Genomic DNA, 15,531 nt, shown 5'->3' with positions numbered 1-15,531 from the left:
GCCTCATCCGCGCCGATTGGGAGTACGTGGCATGCGAATAACAATGATTGGCGCCGGCTATGTCGGGCTTGTCTCGGGCGCCTGTTTCGCCGACTTTGGCCATCAGGTCTGCTGCATTGATCGCGATCCAGAAAAGCTTGCCATGCTCAAGGGCGGCAAGATACCAATCTATGAGCCAGGGCTCGAGGAACTCGTCACGACCAACGCTTTGCAAGGTCGCTTGCGTTTCGACGACAATCTGGCGGATGCGGTTTCTCAATCGGATGTCGTCTTCATTGCCGTGGGCACGCCGTCGCGACGTGGCGACGGTTTTGCCGATCTATCCTTTGTTTATGACGCGGCGGCCGAAGTAGGCCGGGCGCTGAAGGGATTTACGGTCGTTGTGACGAAATCGACGGTGCCTGTTGGTACTGGTGACGAGGTCGAGCGAATTATCCGCGAGCAGAATCCAACGGCCGATTTTGCGGTGGTCTCCAATCCGGAATTTCTTCGCGAGGGATCGGCGATCGACGATTTCAAGCGGCCTGATCGCATCGTTGTCGGGACCGACTCGACAGCGGCCAAGGCAGTGATGGGCGAGGTCTACCGTCCGCTCTCGCTGAATGCCGCGCCGATTTTCTATACGAGCCGACGTACGGCGGAGCTTACCAAATATGCAGGGAATGCATTTCTGGCGATGAAGATCACCTTCATCAACGAAATTGCCGATCTCTGCGAGCGGTTGGGAGCCGATGTGCAGGACGTCGCGCGGGGCATCGGCCTGGACAATCGCATCGGCGCAAAGTTTCTTCACGCCGGGCCGGGCTACGGCGGCTCCTGTTTCCCGAAAGATACGCTGGCGCTGGTCAAGACCGCGCAGGACGCGGCAAGTCCCATCCGGCTTATTGAAACGACGGTCTCGATAAACGACCAGCGTAAACGGGCAATGGCGCGCAAAGTGGTCGATGCCTGCGGGGGCTCGGTTCGCGGCAAGACCATTGGCGTCCTCGGCCTTACGTTCAAGCCAAACACCGACGATATGCGCGACGCCCCCTCCTTAGCCATCATTCAGGCGCTCAAGGATGCGGGCGCTTCGATCAAGGCGTATGACCCGGTCGGCATGGAGCAGGCGCGCAAGCTGATCGACGGCATTGAATTCGGGGACAGCGCCTACGCGGTAGCCGACGGCTCCCATGCGATAGTGATCGTCACCGAGTGGAATGCCTTTCGGTCATTGGATCTCAAGCGGCTCCGTGCACTCATGGCGATGCCAGTGATGGTTGACCTTCGAAACGTTTACCGAGGTGAGGATGTCGTGAAGGAAGGCATAGCCTATTCGAGCGTTGGCCGAGAGCGGCATCTAGTCAGGTGAATGTCAGGTTTTCGTGGGACCCGGTTCGCGAGTGGCAATTTGAACACCACCACCATCCAACTGCCCAATCGCAGACATCTCCTGCTTCGGATGCGGTTTCAGCTGCTTGGCGGATTGATATTCGCCATTCTGCTGCCGGCTCTCATCAGGATGTCGGTCGATCCCCGCGTAATCTGGTCATCGAACATGCAGGCCACCATTTTTGCGGCATTCGTCGCTCATACCACGGGTTACATGCTTTACAAGCGGATCGGCAACTTCCCCGGCGTCGCCGCGGCTGGCTACATCTTCCCCACATTCGCCCTGACCTACGGCCTTGTGTTCGTGACCATCTTCTTTTTCAGGTTCGATTATAGTCGATTTCAAGCGGCAGCCAGCTTCAGCCAATCGACCTTGTGGTATTTTGGCTTGAGCCTAGCCACGCGGCGGATGGACTCATACCGGCTTGCCATAATTCCGGGAGGGGATGTCGACCGGCTGCAGAGCATCGAAGGTGTGAGCTGGCACAGAGTTAATTCGCCCAACACAATTGTCGAGTATGCCAGCGGCGTGGTTGCTGATCTGCGGGCCGATCTTTCCGATGAGTGGGAGCGATACATCGCCGACCGCGCGCTGTCGGGAACGCCAGTCTATCATGTGAAACAAATAAGAGAATCGCTCACAGGCCGTGTTGAAATCGAGCATTTGTCTGAGAATACATTGGGGTCGTTGAATCCAAATCAGGCCTATCTAAAAATAAAACAGGCAATAGACTGGTTGTCTGCCTTGTTTGTGCTTGCTGTGTTCTCGCCATTGCTAGTGTTTGTGGTGATTGCCATAAAGATCGATTCACCCGGACCTGCGCTATTTAGACAGAAGCGAATGGGCTACCGGGGAAATCCGTACGAGGTCTATAAATTCAGAACGATGAAGCTCGGCAGCGCTTCCAATGACGAGAAGGAAGAGGCTATTACGAAGATTGGCGACGCGCGCATCACTCGTGTCGGGCGTTTTTTGAGAACGTCCAGAATCGACGAGTTGCCGCAGGCTATCAATATATTGCGCGGCGAAATGAGCTGGATCGGGCCACGCCCGGAAGCACTCGTACTCTCCAACTGGTATGAGGCCGAGCTGCCGTTCTATCGATACCGGCATATCGTCCGGCCTGGCATCACTGGATGGGCGCAAGTCAATCAAGGTCATGTCGCGGCGGTAAGCGACGTTCTGGAGAAGCTTCACTACGACTTCTACTACATCAAAAACTTCTCCCCGTGGCTCGACGTGCTGATCGTATTTCGGACCATCCGGACCATGCTGACAGGGTTTGGCGCGCGTTGATAAAGCGGCAACCCGCACATCTCCAGTTTTTGAATGGGTATTGTAATGTCTAAAGACACGCTGATCAGCGTTGAGAAATATCGTCGTATCGACCTTGGAGACGCACAATGACCAGAAAAACCGCCCTTATCACCGGCATCACCGGCCAGGATGGCGCCTATCTGGCGGAACTTCTCTTGGCAAAGGGCTATGACGTCCATGGCATCAAGCGACGGTCCTCGTCGTTCAACACCGGTCGCATCGACAATCTCTACCAGGATCCGCATGAGAAGGACGTAAGGCTGTCGCTGCACTATGGCGACATGACCGACGCCACCAACCTCATCCGTATCGTCCAGGAAGTTCAGCCAGACGAGATCTACAATCTCGCCGCGCAATCGCATGTCCAGGTGAGCTTCGAGACCGCGGAATATACCGCGAATGCCGACGCGATCGGCACATTGCGTCTCCTCGAAGCAGTCCGGCTGCTTGGCCTGACAAAAAAGACGCGTTTTTACCAGGCATCGACTTCCGAGCTCTACGGCAAGGTGCAGGAAATCCCGCAGCGGGAGACGACGCCTTTCTATCCTCGGTCGCCATATGCGGCGGCAAAGATCTATGCCTACTGGATCACCGTGAATTACCGCGAAGCTTACGAAATTCATGCTTCCAACGGCATCCTGTTCAATCACGAAAGCCCGATGCGCGGCGAGACCTTCGTTACCCGCAAGATTACGCGTGCGGCGGCTGCAATCAGCCTCGGTCTTCAGGACAAGCTTTATCTCGGTAATCTGTCGGCTGAACGGGATTGGGGCCATGCCCGCGATTACGTCGAAGGCATGTGGCGAATTCTTCAGCATGACGTGCCAGACGACTACGTTCTTGCAACCGGGGTGAAGAACTCGGTCCGCCGTTTTGTCGAGCTTGCATTCAGCGAGGTGGGGACTGAGATTGAGTGGGTCGGTTCCGGCGTCGACGAAAAAGGCATCGACGCGAAATCGGGCGCCGTTCTGGTCGAGGTGGACCCGCGCTATTTCAGACCGACAGAAGTAGAGCTTCTGATCGGCGACGCCTCGAAAGCGGAGCGCGTTCTAGGGTGGAAGGCGACAACGTCGCTCGCCACGATGGTCCAGGAGATGATCCAGTCCGACCTCGAAACGGTAAGGCGGGAATCCGAACATCGGCGCCTGGACGAGGATCGCATTCGCGTGGCGGCACAGTAGTGAAGTTTGGGTCGGTATGAAAATCTCTGTCTTGACCGTCTGTTGGAACTCGGCGGCGACGATCCGGCATACGGTCGACAGCTTCCTGGCCCAGGATCATGGCGACAAGGAACTGGTGGTCATCGACGGGAATTCGTCGGACGAGACGTTGTCAATTGTCCGGTCTTACCCTCCGGACCAGATCCGGCTGATCAGCGAGCCCGACAGCGGAATGTATGATGCACTCAACAAGGGGCTGGGTCTCTATACCGGAGACGCGGTAGGCGTGCTGAATTCAGACGATTGCTTTCACGATCGCACAGCGCTGCGACGGATATCCGCAGGGCTCGAAACAGCCGACATCGTGCATGGTGACCTGGATTTTGTCGAAGACCATCTGGGCAAGCGGGTCGTACGCCGTTGGCGTGCTGCGGCCCGACCCGCCAAGGGCTTTCGGACCGGATGGATGCCCGCCCATCCAACGTTCTATGTGAGGCGAACAGTGGCGGAAGCTGTGGGCGACTTTGATCTCGAACTGAAGGTCGCATCAGACTACGATTGGATGCTCCGTGCCATTGAGTTATTCGGATTCAAATCCGCTCTTATCGATCAGGTCATGATCGACATGATGCAAGGCGGCAAAAGTACCAACGGCATTCGCTCTCACGTAGCTCATAATTTCGAAGCCTTGCATTCCAGGCGCAAATGGCTCGGTTCCGGTCCGGTCGATTATGCGCTGGTCGCGAAGCCGGTTCGCAAGGTCGGCCAGTTCATTGCAGCACGAATTGGATCGTAGCTTGCGTTGCGCTGACTTCTTTTCGGCGGTGATGGAGATATTGACGCCGACTGCCGGTTTCTGCATGCCAGGAATTTGGCTGGATAGTACATTGGCAGTTGGTCCTTCAGTGGCGTCAATGCGCATCATGGTTTTATCTGCCAGACACAATGGGCGGACCGAGCTGAGCCGGGTGCTTCAGCATCATCTTAACCTCAGCGAGTAAGGCACAATGGCCCGTATTTATGATAGCCGTAAACGCATTCTAGTGACCGGTGGCGCCGGTTTTCTGGGGTCTCATTTGATAGACAAGCTGTTATCCCAAGGGCACGAGATCATCTGCGTGGACAATCTGTTTACCGGCACAAAGCGAAACATCGACCACCTTCACAATCACCCACGTTTTGAATTTATGCGCCATGACGTATGTTTCCCCTTATATGTCGAGGTGGATGAAATCTATAATCTGGCATGCCCCGCGTCGCCAATTCACTATCAGCACGATCCGGTGCAAACGACGAAGACCTCCGTACACGGGGCGATCAACATGCTGGGCCTGGCTAAGCGCTTGAAGTGCAAAATCATGCAGGCTTCAACCAGCGAAGTGTATGGAGATCCGGTCGTGCATCCGCAAACCGAGGGATATTGGGGAAACGTTAATCCGATCGGCTCGCGTTCTTGCTACGACGAGGGAAAGCGGTGTGCCGAAACGCTATTTTTCGACTATCACAGGCAACATAGCGTAGCCATCAAAATTGCGCGAATATTCAACACCTATGGTCCCCGCATGCACCTGAGGGACGGCAGGGTCGTCTCAAACTTCATATCGCAAGCCTTGGCAGGTGAAGACATTACCCTGTACGGCGACGGGAGCCAAACTCGCTCATTTTGCTATGTCGACGATCTTGTCGAAGCATTTGTCCGGTTGATGGATACGGATGCCACGGTTACCGGGCCGATCAACCTGGGTAATCCAGTTGAATATACGATGGTGGAGCTTGCAGAAGCTGTCCTGGAAATCACCGGCTCTCGTTCAAAATTGGTTCGTCAGCCTCTTCCTGCCGATGATCCGACGCGCCGACGCCCGGACATCTCTCTGGCCAGGGAGAATCTTAAATGGGAGCCTAAGGTAAAATTGGTTGAAGGTTTAATAAAAACAACAGAGTACTTCAAGTCTATTGTATAGACTGAGTTTGTGAGGCGTCAAGTCTCGTAGTAATGCGTACGTGCCGCGAGGCCATTTTAGTGCGCAAGGTAATTCCTAGGAAGCGCAGGATCGCGCACAAAGTGCTAAGGGTTCGATGTTCCCTAGTACGACCGAAGGCCGCCACGTATGGAAAGCGGTTAACGTCATATCCTGTTGACAGCGCAGGTGTTTCCTGCGGTAGGTTTTCTCACGTTCGATCTAGGGCTGTTCACATGCTGCAATCTCTGAGTAACAAAACGAAGGTACAGTTGCGCGACGTTGGGCGGCGGTTCGGACTTGAAGTCCGTCTGAATGGCGTCAATTCGCGCGATGATTTGCGTTTGGTGCATTTCCTTCGCATGCATGAAATCGATCTCGTTATCGATGTCGGCGCCAACAAAGGCCAGTTTGGTACAATGCTGTTTGCGGCGGGGTTCCAAGGCTCAATGATTTCGTTTGAACCGCTGCCGGACGCGCATTCCGAACTCATGCGCACGACTAAGGCGTCAGGCCGGCGCTGGATAGTGGGACCGGCTGTTGCGCTGAGCGACACCACCGGGTCGGCGACGTTCAACGTTACGGAAGCATCGACGAGCAGCTCGCTGCACGAGCCGCGCGAGTCGTTCGTGGAACATACCCCTCAGGTGGCCGTCGCCAAACGGATCGAAGTCAAGACAGAGCGGCTCGATTCGTTCGCAAATATGATCGATCATGCTGGCAAGCGAGCGTTCTTAAAACTTGACGTGCAGGGCGGCGAAGCTGCTGTTCTTGCAGGTGCCTCCGCGGTATTGCCGCAACTGCAGGGCGTCCTGTCTGAACTATCGCTGGTCGAACTTTATGCGGGTCAAGCGACGGCTATCGAGGTGCACCAACTCATTGCCGGTGGTGGGTTCGAACTATGGGATATCTGGCAAGGGTATCGAAACCCGCGGACTCAGCGTTTGACCCAGATTGATGCACTGTATTTTCGTGCAAGCGCTCGGCCTTAGAATCTTGAAACAATGTGCAGGGCTCGAGAGGGCTAAATCCAATCGTGAGCTTCCCAAGCAATGAATGTGACGGCTCCGCACGGATTATTCGACTAGCATGAATGTAGTTCAGATCGTTGGCTGCGCGCTCGACTCTGGTGCGGGTCGAGGAATCCGCGCTGTGCACGAAGCACTATTGACTGCTGGAGTTCGTTCGCGCATCGTGGGAAGGGTTGAGCGAGACCTTCCGAAGGAGTTGTACGCCAGAAGAGTTTCTCTGCTCCAACGACTGCCTGTTGGTATCAAAAACCGTTTTTACAAGTGGAATTTCACGCGGCAATTTGGCGAGATTCCGGCGAATTTCCATCCCATCTCCCATGGCCTCGGCCTGCACAATTCGCCGGAATATCGAAGGGCTGATGTCATTCATGTCCAGTGGGCCCACGCGCCCACGCTTGGGCCGGCATTCTGGCGCGCAATTGGAAGTGAAAAGCGGCCGGTGATTTGGACACTGCGCGATATGTGGCCGTTCACCGGCGGGTGTCATTTTTCCGGCAGGTGCGAGAAGTATGCCAGTGGCTGTGGCCAGTGCCCGCTCTTGGGTGGAGGGTATGAGACGATTACATCTAACGATCTTGTATTCAAGGCCGAGCACTACGGGCCGCAATCGGTATTTGTCGGGATCAGCAACACGATCGCCGAGCAGGCCCGAAAGAGTGCGGTGCTGCGCGAGCGTGATATATATATAATCCCAAACAGCGTGCAAATGAGCCATCTTTGCGCGATGGATAAGGCGCAGGCTCGTAGCGCATTGGGACTCCCGGCGAAGAAGTTCGTTATCGCCACTGGTGCTTTGAATTTGGCCGATCCGCGCAAAGGCGCGGATATCATGCGGCACCTGCTCAATGTATATCGAGAAGACAAAAACGTTCATTGGTGTTTGTTTGGAAATGGCCTTGCAGAACTTGTCGATCCGGTGCCCGAAAACTGCACCAGTTTTGGCCTCCTCCGCGACGATGTCATTCTAAACCAGATATATTCGGCAGCCGACGTGTTTGTAATGCCCTCACTTCAGGAGTCGTTCGGCAAGGTCACGGTCGAGGCAATGGCATGCGGAACTCCCGTCATCGGGCTCGTAAAGACGCCAGCCGAGGAGATTATCAGTCACGGGCAGACCGGATGGCTGGCAAAGCACGGTGACGCTGACGCAGTAATGGCCGCTGTTGAGACGGCACGAGCCCTGCCAGTTCCATTGTTACGGAATTTTGGACTGAGGGCACGCGCCGCCGTAATCGACAGATACTCACCAGAGGCTATCGCACATCTTTATATTGACCTGTATGAATCTTTGTTGAGTGGCAATCAAGCATGACCCGCGGCGACCGTCCTGAGAGGGTGAGGATTGGCGCGCGCTCTATAATCGCGGCGCAGAGCGTCCTCGACATTCCGCCGGATTGCCTGGCTGGCAGCGCGCCCTCCAAGGTCACACGTTGTCTTGTACCGACGCATGCCGCTTCTATTGAATGAAGAGCTATTTCTTCAACTCCGCCTGGATTATGGCCGACAGCCTCGTTGCGCGGATCCTGGGCCTTCTGGTCACAGTCGTCGTCGCGCGATATCTCGGGCCCGAAGATTTTGGAATGTACGCCTATGTCATGTCCATGGTCGCCTTGTTCGGGATCATTGGCCATATGGGGCTGGACGGTCTTCTGATTCGTGAACTGCTCGACGAGCGCCGGATGCAATCCGAAACGCTTGGCATTGCGTTTGTCATGAAAGGCGCCGGCTTCGCTCTGGCCGTCTTGGGGCTCCTGACGTTCGGGCTGCTGATGCCCGGTAATCTTCCCGAGGAACGCTGGCTGTTCGTGCTGGCAAGCCTTGCCGTTGCCATGCAGCCGATCAGCGCGGTGCTGGGCAATTGGTTCCGCTCGCGCGTCGAGGCGCGCTATGCCGTCGTTTCCAACCTCGTCGGCGTGGTGGCGGGGGGAGCATTCAAGGTGGGCGCCGTTCTCGCCGGTGCGGGAGTGGTCGCCGTGGGAGTGGGCCAGACACTAGGCGCGGCGATCGGAGCCATACTGCTGATCGTAGTGTTCCTGCGGCGTGGAGGTCCGGCGCTGGGCACCTGGTCTTTCTCGATGCTGCGGGCAAGGACCATGCTTGGCGAGGGCGTGATGATCTTCGTAGGATCCATGTTCGCAGTCATCTATCTTAAGATAGATCAGGTGATGCTGCGGGCCATGCAGGGACCCGAAACGGTTGGCATATACTCAATCGCATCGCTCCTCTCCGAGGCGCTTTATTTTATCCCGGCGGCGATCGTCGGTACGGCATTTCCAAAACTTGTGCAGATAAATGCCGGGGATCCCGCGGCATTTGCGGAACGCTTGCAGGATTTGTTCGACATTCTCGCGACCTCGGCGCTGATCGTGCTGGTCGGCCTGTTCGCTCTAGGCCCGCTAACGATCAATCTTGCCATGGGTCCATCCTACTCCCCCGCTGTCCCGATCTTTCTGGTTCACGTATTATCGTTGCCGTTCATATTCCTACGCCAGGGCTTTAGTCGCTGGGTGATTATTAAGAACATGGCCAAGTTCTCTATGATGACCCAGGGCGCCGGGGCGCTGCTCAACGTTGGGCTGAACTTAGTGCTCATACCCCAATTTGGGGGCATAGGAGCGGCAGCTGCGACTCTTTTCTCCTACGCGGCCGCATCCTACTTCGCCTTGCTCTTGTCCTCCGACACACAGCCGATCTTCCGCATGATGACCAGATCGTTGTTTCAGCCATGGCGCGGCATCCGAAAACTAATGACACTCTACCGAAAATTGAGGAATGGCTGAAGATGACCGAGTTCATCGACAAAGCGGCACGTTTCCAAAGGTTCGCAAGGCGTTCCCCCCGCCAGGCGGCTCGCGCACTTTTCGTGGTCCTGCTCGACCGCCTGCGCGCCGGATTGATCCGGCCCGCGAGTCGCAGCGGGTTCCTTGCGTCGGTCTATTTCACGTTTTTCAGCAGTCGCTTCTATCGGGAGCATCGTGCCGTTCTGTCTGGGATTGTTGCCAATCGGAACAGCGACATCGCCGTCCAGAGGAGCTCATCGCAGCTGCGCCGCAACATACATCGTCTTGAGAAGGGGCTGATCATGCGCCCGAGGAGGGCCGTATTTGCGGAGGATTACATCGAGGCCACCGTATCTCTGTTCCTGCGCGGCGCGGCTGGAACAGCGCTCGACCGCGATGAGCTGAAATGGGCAGCGGACGTCCTGACGACCTATTTCTCGATAGTAGCCGAGACGCCCAGGATCAAGAAGGCAAAGGAGCGTTTCCTCGCATGGCCAAGTCAGACGCCGACACCAAGCTTCGTGCCTTATCCAAGCTCTAGCCGTACCCGCAGCGAAATCAGCTTCGATCAGCTGTATGCATTGTTTTCGGAACGGCGTTCGGTTAGATGGTATTCTCCCGCGCCGGTTCCTGAGGATCTCATCGAGAAGGCCGTTTCGGCGGCCTCTCTTGCTTCCTCCGCCTGCAACCGCCAGCCCTATTCGTTCCTATTGTTCCGGGATCCGGAAAAGGCCGCTCACATTGCATCCCTTGCCGGCGGGACGGGCGGTTTTTCGAAAAACATCCCTTGTCTGATCCTCGTTGTGGGAGACCTCTCCTACTATGTACATGAGCGTGATAGGCACCTGGTCTATATCGACTCGTCTCTCGCTTCGGCTCAGTTGATGCTCGCCTTCCAGACACTGGGCCTGTCGACCTGCGCAATCAACTGGCCTGATGTCGACGAACGCGAAAAAGCCTTGCAGGCGGCCGTGGGATTGGAGACTCATGAGCGGGTGATCATGTTCATTGCGGTGGGCTATGCCGACCGGGACGGTCAGATACCATACTCTCAGAAAAAAGGGGCTGACCTCTTGCTTCAAGCGCTATGACCTTGACATTTGAAATCAGAAAAGCCGGATTTGAGAACAAGGGGGCGGCGATGATGCTCATCGCGGCCTCACAGGAAGTGAAGGCGCGGTACCCCGCTGCGCGGGTTGCGATGGCACCCGACGCGACCAGTCCGTATGAACTCCGGGCGCGATATGGTCTTTGGCACAGGGCGGAGCTAGTCCGACGTGGCGTCGATCTCGGCAAGATCGTCGAGCTCGCCCCGGGCAAGTTACGTCATCGTTTCGGATTTGTGACGGGAGCGGAGGTGGATGTGATCCTCGACGCCGCCGGCCTGGCCTATTCGGACCAATGGGGCCCGCAGCATACCGAGGATTTGGCGCGCCGGGCCGTCGCTTGGAAGCGCGCGGGCAAGCGCCTTATTCTGCTGCCTCAGGCACTTGGTCCGTTTGGTACGGATCGCATTCGCCGCGCAATAAATGTCGTTGCCGACCACGCGGACCTGATTTTCGCGCGCGATAAATACTCGATGGAAAATCTTGTGAGTGCCGTAGGCGGCCGTGCATCGATCCGGCTTGCGCCCGACTTCACCAATCTGCTGGTAGCTCGTCCGCCCGCCAATCCTCCGCGAGGCGAGAAACTGGTGGCGATCGTGCCGAACGCGCGGATGGTCGACAAAACCAGCGGTGACGTAAGCGGCAATTATGCGGGCTTTCTGCGGCAAGTGGCGAGCATGTTTCAGTCGGCGGGAATGACTCCGTTCTTCCTGATTCATGAGGGCGCCGGGGATCGAGTGTTGGCCGAGCATGTCAACGCACAGCTCTCCGAACCCATTCAGATATGGACGGCAGGGGATCCTCTCGAGGCAAAAGGCCTGATTGGCAAATGCAGCGGGCTAGTCGGCAGCCGCTACCATGCCCTGATCAGCGCCTTGTCCCAGGGAGTGCCAGTGGTTGGCACGGGCTGGAGCCATAAATACCGAGCCCTGTTCGAGGATTATGGCTGCGAGAATATGTTGGCCGATGTGTCGGCTAGCGAGGAAGGTCTCGAGACCAGGCTTCGCTCCCTCATCGACGGTAGTCAACGCGCCGCGCTCTCAGATGAACTCGCAGAGCCCGGGGCGCGAATCAAGGCCGGTGTGCAGCAGATGTGGAAGGACGTGTTCCAGCTTCTTGACAAGGCCGCCTGACCTGCGTCTTTGCTGGCATTTCACTGGGCATCTATGCCCATTTTGGGGTCTCCCGTACGCATTTGATCCGCGCGTTCGGCGACTGGAATTTGGCTGTTAGATCGGAGCTAGGCTTTTTGCAAACTGTCGAGAGAGTGGTCTATGTGAAAACCTGTGGCGGTCACAGGAAATCATACCTGATTACGCTGAGTGATATCTTTGGAATGGAAAGAGCCTTTGGGCGTATTACTGCTAAGATGGCTTATAAATTAATATCTTGCAGGGAATTATTGTTTGCTACGCTCGACGAGCATATAGTTTCATTCGTCTGCTTCTCTTTAGTAAGAAGCCTTCTTGGTAAGAATACGGTTGCGTTGTTTCTGCGGCCGGAGCAATGTTTCATACCAGGCAAGCTTAAATACCGTCTAAAATGGCTGCTTTTCAGAGCTCTGCGATACCTTCCGGGTCTCACAGTTGTAGCCATAACCCCGTTCGATGTAGTGGCCAGCTACGCTCAGGTGGCCACTGCAGGTGTGCATGACCCAGAGTATTGGGACTTGCATGACGGTGTATCCGTTCTATCTCCGAAGGAGACCAGCCTATCTGCCCAACTTCGCTCGATGGCAGGTCGCAAGCGCCTTTGCATTGCGGTCGGCGTTCTGAATGCCGGGAAGGGCTTGGAGTTCCTTGCCGACGCTCTGGAGCAGTTTCCGGAAATCAAGGAACACACTCAGATTGTGGTGGCGGGCTCAGCAAACCCGCACACCCGCAGCGTGTTAGAAAAACTTTCTGATACAGGAGCGGTCGTGATAGACCGATTTCTTTCTGACGCCGAACTGCTGAGTTTGATAAGTACCTCAGAGCTAATCTGGGCATGTTATAATCCCGCATATGATCAGGCCTCCGGCATTTTTGGTCGAGCAGTACAGCTGGGCTCGGTACCTATCACTCGTGAGGGGGCAGTGGTTTCTCGGCTGGCGTTCGAGTCCGGAATCCCCTTTATTCCAGTGAGATATGGGGTCACGGAGCAGTTGGCGAAGGTCTTGATCGCAGGACGGTCTACTGCCGGTGCCCAGATAGGTCCAGACGATGGCGAGATTGGTGAATGGCGTCGGACTTTTATCGAGGTTATAAATGCAGGTCTGGCAGGAAAGAGTTGAGTATGGTCAACGTCCTTCTGGCCAATTGAGGTATTTTTCAAGTATCAGACGGACTGTACATAATTATACAGCCCGTATTCGGAACAAGGATTCTTATGGTAAATGGAGGGAAAAGCCGTTCCTCCCGGGGGGGGCACTCGGTTGTCGCGGCGACTTCTGGTATGGCTCTCTGGTTTGCGGCTTTTGCGAAGGCGCAAGATTTCGAAGGTCAGCTATATCCCCCTATGAATGCTCCGCTTGAACTCCTTTTTGCTCAGGGGCGTAATTTGTCACTTGGAGCTATGTTCATAGCGATTGTCGCGACGTTAATGTTGGGGAAGGGGATTCGCCGTAGAGACTGGCGCAATGCGTCAATGTACATTGCAGCAGTTAACGTGTTCATTATTTTTAAGTTATTTCTTTATGGTAACTCGGAGATATTTATCTTAGGGTCATTTGCGATAGCTATTCAAATATTAGTGTTTGTAGTATGTGCATCACGCTACGAGCGAGAGAGCTTTGAGGGATCGAACCTCATGCCTTACGTTGTAAAGGTTATCTACATATTTTCGATTCTGTTTTTGTCCTGCAATGTGTATGCATACATCTATTTTCCCGGTAGCTCAGCTGTCAAGTTTAGTGCGAGATTTTTCGGTGTGACCGCAAACCCGCAGCACTTGGCGATGGTGTGCGCTTTGTGCGTGCCGGCGCTATTGTATTGTGTCGTTCATTACCGAGTAAAAAGCATTATTGGAGTGTCGGCGGGGGTCATGTTGGCGTGTGTCCTTTTTCTCGAGTATCAATCAGGATCTCGGTTAGGATTTTTTGGGACGCTGCTGTGTATTATTATGGGCTCTCGGGTTTTTTTGGACCGGCGCCGTATCGTTTACGTGTTGATTTTATCCGTTTTAGCGTTACCCTTGGTCTATTTCTCATTTTACGATTCAATATCGGACTTAATTCGATCGCGTTTCGTGGAAGGACGTTCCGATACTCGGTCTGAGTATTGGGTCGCGGGATGGAATCAGTTTCTTCAAAGTCCATTTGTTGGTAGCGAGCCAAGCGAAGAGCCGGCGAGGTATTATTTTACTGTAAGTTCTTGGATATCTGCAGCATCCAGTGGGGGGGTGATAGCGTTGGCATTTCTGTTGATGTTTCTTATCTCTTCTATCGGCTATTTTTTTAAGGTTACTAGATTAAGGTATCGTCGTTTTGATACGGAACACGTGGACCTATATTTATCGGCCATTGTGTTGATTCTCGCCATAAGCGTCTTTGAGGCCGTGTTCCTTGGTGTATTTTCCTCACATACAATGATGGTCTATTTGTATATTGCTGGTGCTGGTTCTCTAGCTGGCGCAAAAAGATTCCTCAGCGCGCCGCATTACAAGTTTTATGGTGCAAGCGGACTTGGTGTTAGGCACCTGCGATGAACACAAAATAGACGGAAATAGCTATGACGACACGTAACATCGAATCGATTGCGTTCGCTTGGTCCGGTCTTCCAGACTACGCAGCTAGATGCATTCGTCTCGTAATTGACCGATTTCCTGGACGCGTGACAGTGATTGGAACCCGGCCGGTTGTGCCGATTGCAGGCATGGAACGTTCTCTCGGTCAGGCTGTACACTGGATTGATGGTCGGGACGCCAATGCGGACTGGACGCGCTTGGGCATGCGCCGGCCCGACTTATTTTTCCAAGGAGGATTTCACTGGGCGGCCTTCAATTCACTCGCTGCCCGCTGCCGGTCGAACGGCGGAAAAGTGATCTTGCAAACCGATTCGAATTGGCAAGGAACCCTGCGGCAGCACCTGCTTGATCCGATACGACATAGCGTTCTTTTGAGACGGCGCTTCGATGGCGTGTTTGTGCCAGGCGTTTCGGGAACAATATACGCCGAGCGCATGGGTTATCGGCCAGGCACGGTGCTCCAGGGAATGTACGGCGCCGATCCAGCGTTGTTTAACGGGGGTGCACCCCTGCATTCTCGCCCCAAGCGCTTTTTGTTCGTTGGAAGACTGGTGCAGGTGAAGTTCGTTGTTGCCCTGGCGCAGGCGTTTATGGATTTCGCTGCTGATAATCCGGATTGGTCGCTTCAAATCTGTGGGGCCGGGCCATTGCGGGACCAACTGCCTCGTCATCCCTTGATCGAGGTCTCCGATTTTCTTCAGCCGGCGCAACTTGCTGATGTGTTCCGGAATGCGCGCTGTCTGGTCCTTCCATCCCTGTCCGAGCCCTGGGGCTTGGTGGCGCATGAAGCTGTACTCAGCGGATGCGCTCTTGCCTTGTCACAAGTTGTAGGCGCGGCGTCGGACCTCGCAACGCAAAGCAACTCGGTTTTGTTTCGTCCCGGTGATGTGAATGCCATCACTGACGCCCTGCGGTCAATCGCTTCCTGGGATACGCACCACTGGCAGGAAGCAGAAAGCGCGTCTCGATCGGTGGCCACGAAATTTGGGCCGGAGCCATTCGCCAATGCTGTTGCTCGGTTTATCGACAAAATGCACAGCGAGATGTGAGTCGAGTGACGGACGAAGAATTCGGTGTCGTGTTT

At 55.1% G+C, this 15,531-nt stretch carries 12 protein-coding genes and 1 pseudogene; all 13 read left to right on the top strand.

Features of this window, described 5'->3' with window-relative positions; genetic code table 11:
• Positions 1-31: 31 nt before the first annotated feature.
• The 13 genes and pseudogenes from AC0L3O_RS13645 (at position 32) to AC0L3O_RS13585 (ending at position 15,496) form a co-directional block, all read left to right on the top strand.
• Entirely contained in the window at positions 32-1,351 is a 1,320-nt protein-coding gene (locus AC0L3O_RS13645) for a UDP-glucose dehydrogenase family protein (RefSeq protein WP_473615821.1), read from the top strand.
• 39 nt (positions 1,352-1,390) lie between these two features.
• Positions 1,391-2,668 carry a sugar transferase gene (locus AC0L3O_RS13640; protein WP_473615819.1) on the top strand — a complete coding sequence of 426 codons (1,278 nt, stop codon included), beginning with the start codon at positions 1,391-1,393 and terminating at the stop codon, positions 2,666-2,668.
• 107 nt (positions 2,669-2,775) lie between these two features.
• A pseudogene (gene gmd, locus AC0L3O_RS13635) lies at positions 2,776-3,856 on the top strand (GDP-mannose 4,6-dehydratase); the annotation flags it as partial.
• Between the two features lie 30 nt (positions 3,857-3,886).
• Positions 3,887-4,645 carry a glycosyltransferase family 2 protein gene (locus AC0L3O_RS13630; RefSeq protein WP_473615851.1) on the top strand — a complete coding sequence of 253 codons (759 nt, stop codon included), beginning with the start codon at positions 3,887-3,889 and terminating at the stop codon, positions 4,643-4,645.
• Positions 4,646-4,856: 211 nt separating this feature from the next.
• Positions 4,857-5,810 carry a UDP-glucuronic acid decarboxylase family protein gene (locus tag AC0L3O_RS13625; RefSeq protein ID WP_473615818.1) on the top strand — a complete coding sequence of 318 codons (954 nt, stop codon included), beginning with the start codon at positions 4,857-4,859 and terminating at the stop codon, positions 5,808-5,810.
• 233 nt (positions 5,811-6,043) lie between these two features.
• Positions 6,044-6,799 carry an FkbM family methyltransferase gene (locus AC0L3O_RS13620; protein WP_287120818.1) on the top strand — a complete coding sequence of 252 codons (756 nt, stop codon included), beginning with the start codon at positions 6,044-6,046 and terminating at the stop codon, positions 6,797-6,799.
• Positions 6,800-6,896: 97 nt separating this feature from the next.
• Positions 6,897-8,150 (top strand): glycosyltransferase, encoded by a 1,254-nt coding sequence (locus AC0L3O_RS13615; protein WP_473615817.1) that lies wholly within the window; start codon positions 6,897-6,899, stop codon positions 8,148-8,150.
• Between the two features lie 151 nt (positions 8,151-8,301).
• Entirely contained in the window at positions 8,302-9,618 is a 1,317-nt protein-coding gene (locus AC0L3O_RS13610) for a flippase (RefSeq protein ID WP_473615815.1), read from the top strand.
• 2 nt (positions 9,619-9,620) lie between these two features.
• Positions 9,621-10,709: a nitroreductase family protein gene (locus AC0L3O_RS13605; protein ID WP_473615814.1), complete on the top strand. Its 1,089-nt coding sequence runs from the start codon at positions 9,621-9,623 to the stop codon at positions 10,707-10,709.
• Positions 10,710-10,711: 2 nt separating this feature from the next.
• A complete protein-coding gene (locus AC0L3O_RS13600) occupies positions 10,712-11,857 on the top strand; it encodes a polysaccharide pyruvyl transferase family protein (protein ID WP_473615812.1) in 1,146 nt (381 codons plus the stop codon).
• Between the two features lie 116 nt (positions 11,858-11,973).
• Positions 11,974-12,996: a glycosyltransferase family protein gene (locus AC0L3O_RS13595; protein WP_473615811.1), complete on the top strand. Its 1,023-nt coding sequence runs from the start codon at positions 11,974-11,976 to the stop codon at positions 12,994-12,996.
• Between the two features lie 161 nt (positions 12,997-13,157).
• Entirely contained in the window at positions 13,158-14,408 is a 1,251-nt protein-coding gene (locus AC0L3O_RS13590; protein WP_473615810.1) for an O-antigen ligase family protein, read from the top strand.
• Positions 14,409-14,431: 23 nt separating this feature from the next.
• Positions 14,432-15,496, top strand: a complete 1,065-nt coding sequence (locus tag AC0L3O_RS13585; RefSeq protein ID WP_473615809.1) for a glycosyltransferase family 4 protein — start codon at positions 14,432-14,434, stop codon at positions 15,494-15,496.
• The last annotated feature ends 35 nt before the right edge of the window (positions 15,497-15,531 follow it).

The sequence above is a fragment of the Mesorhizobium sp. WSM4810 genome (assembly GCF_055811235.1).
The sequence above is the reverse complement of the archived record's forward strand: the minus strand, read 5'-3'. Positions and strand labels throughout refer to the sequence as shown.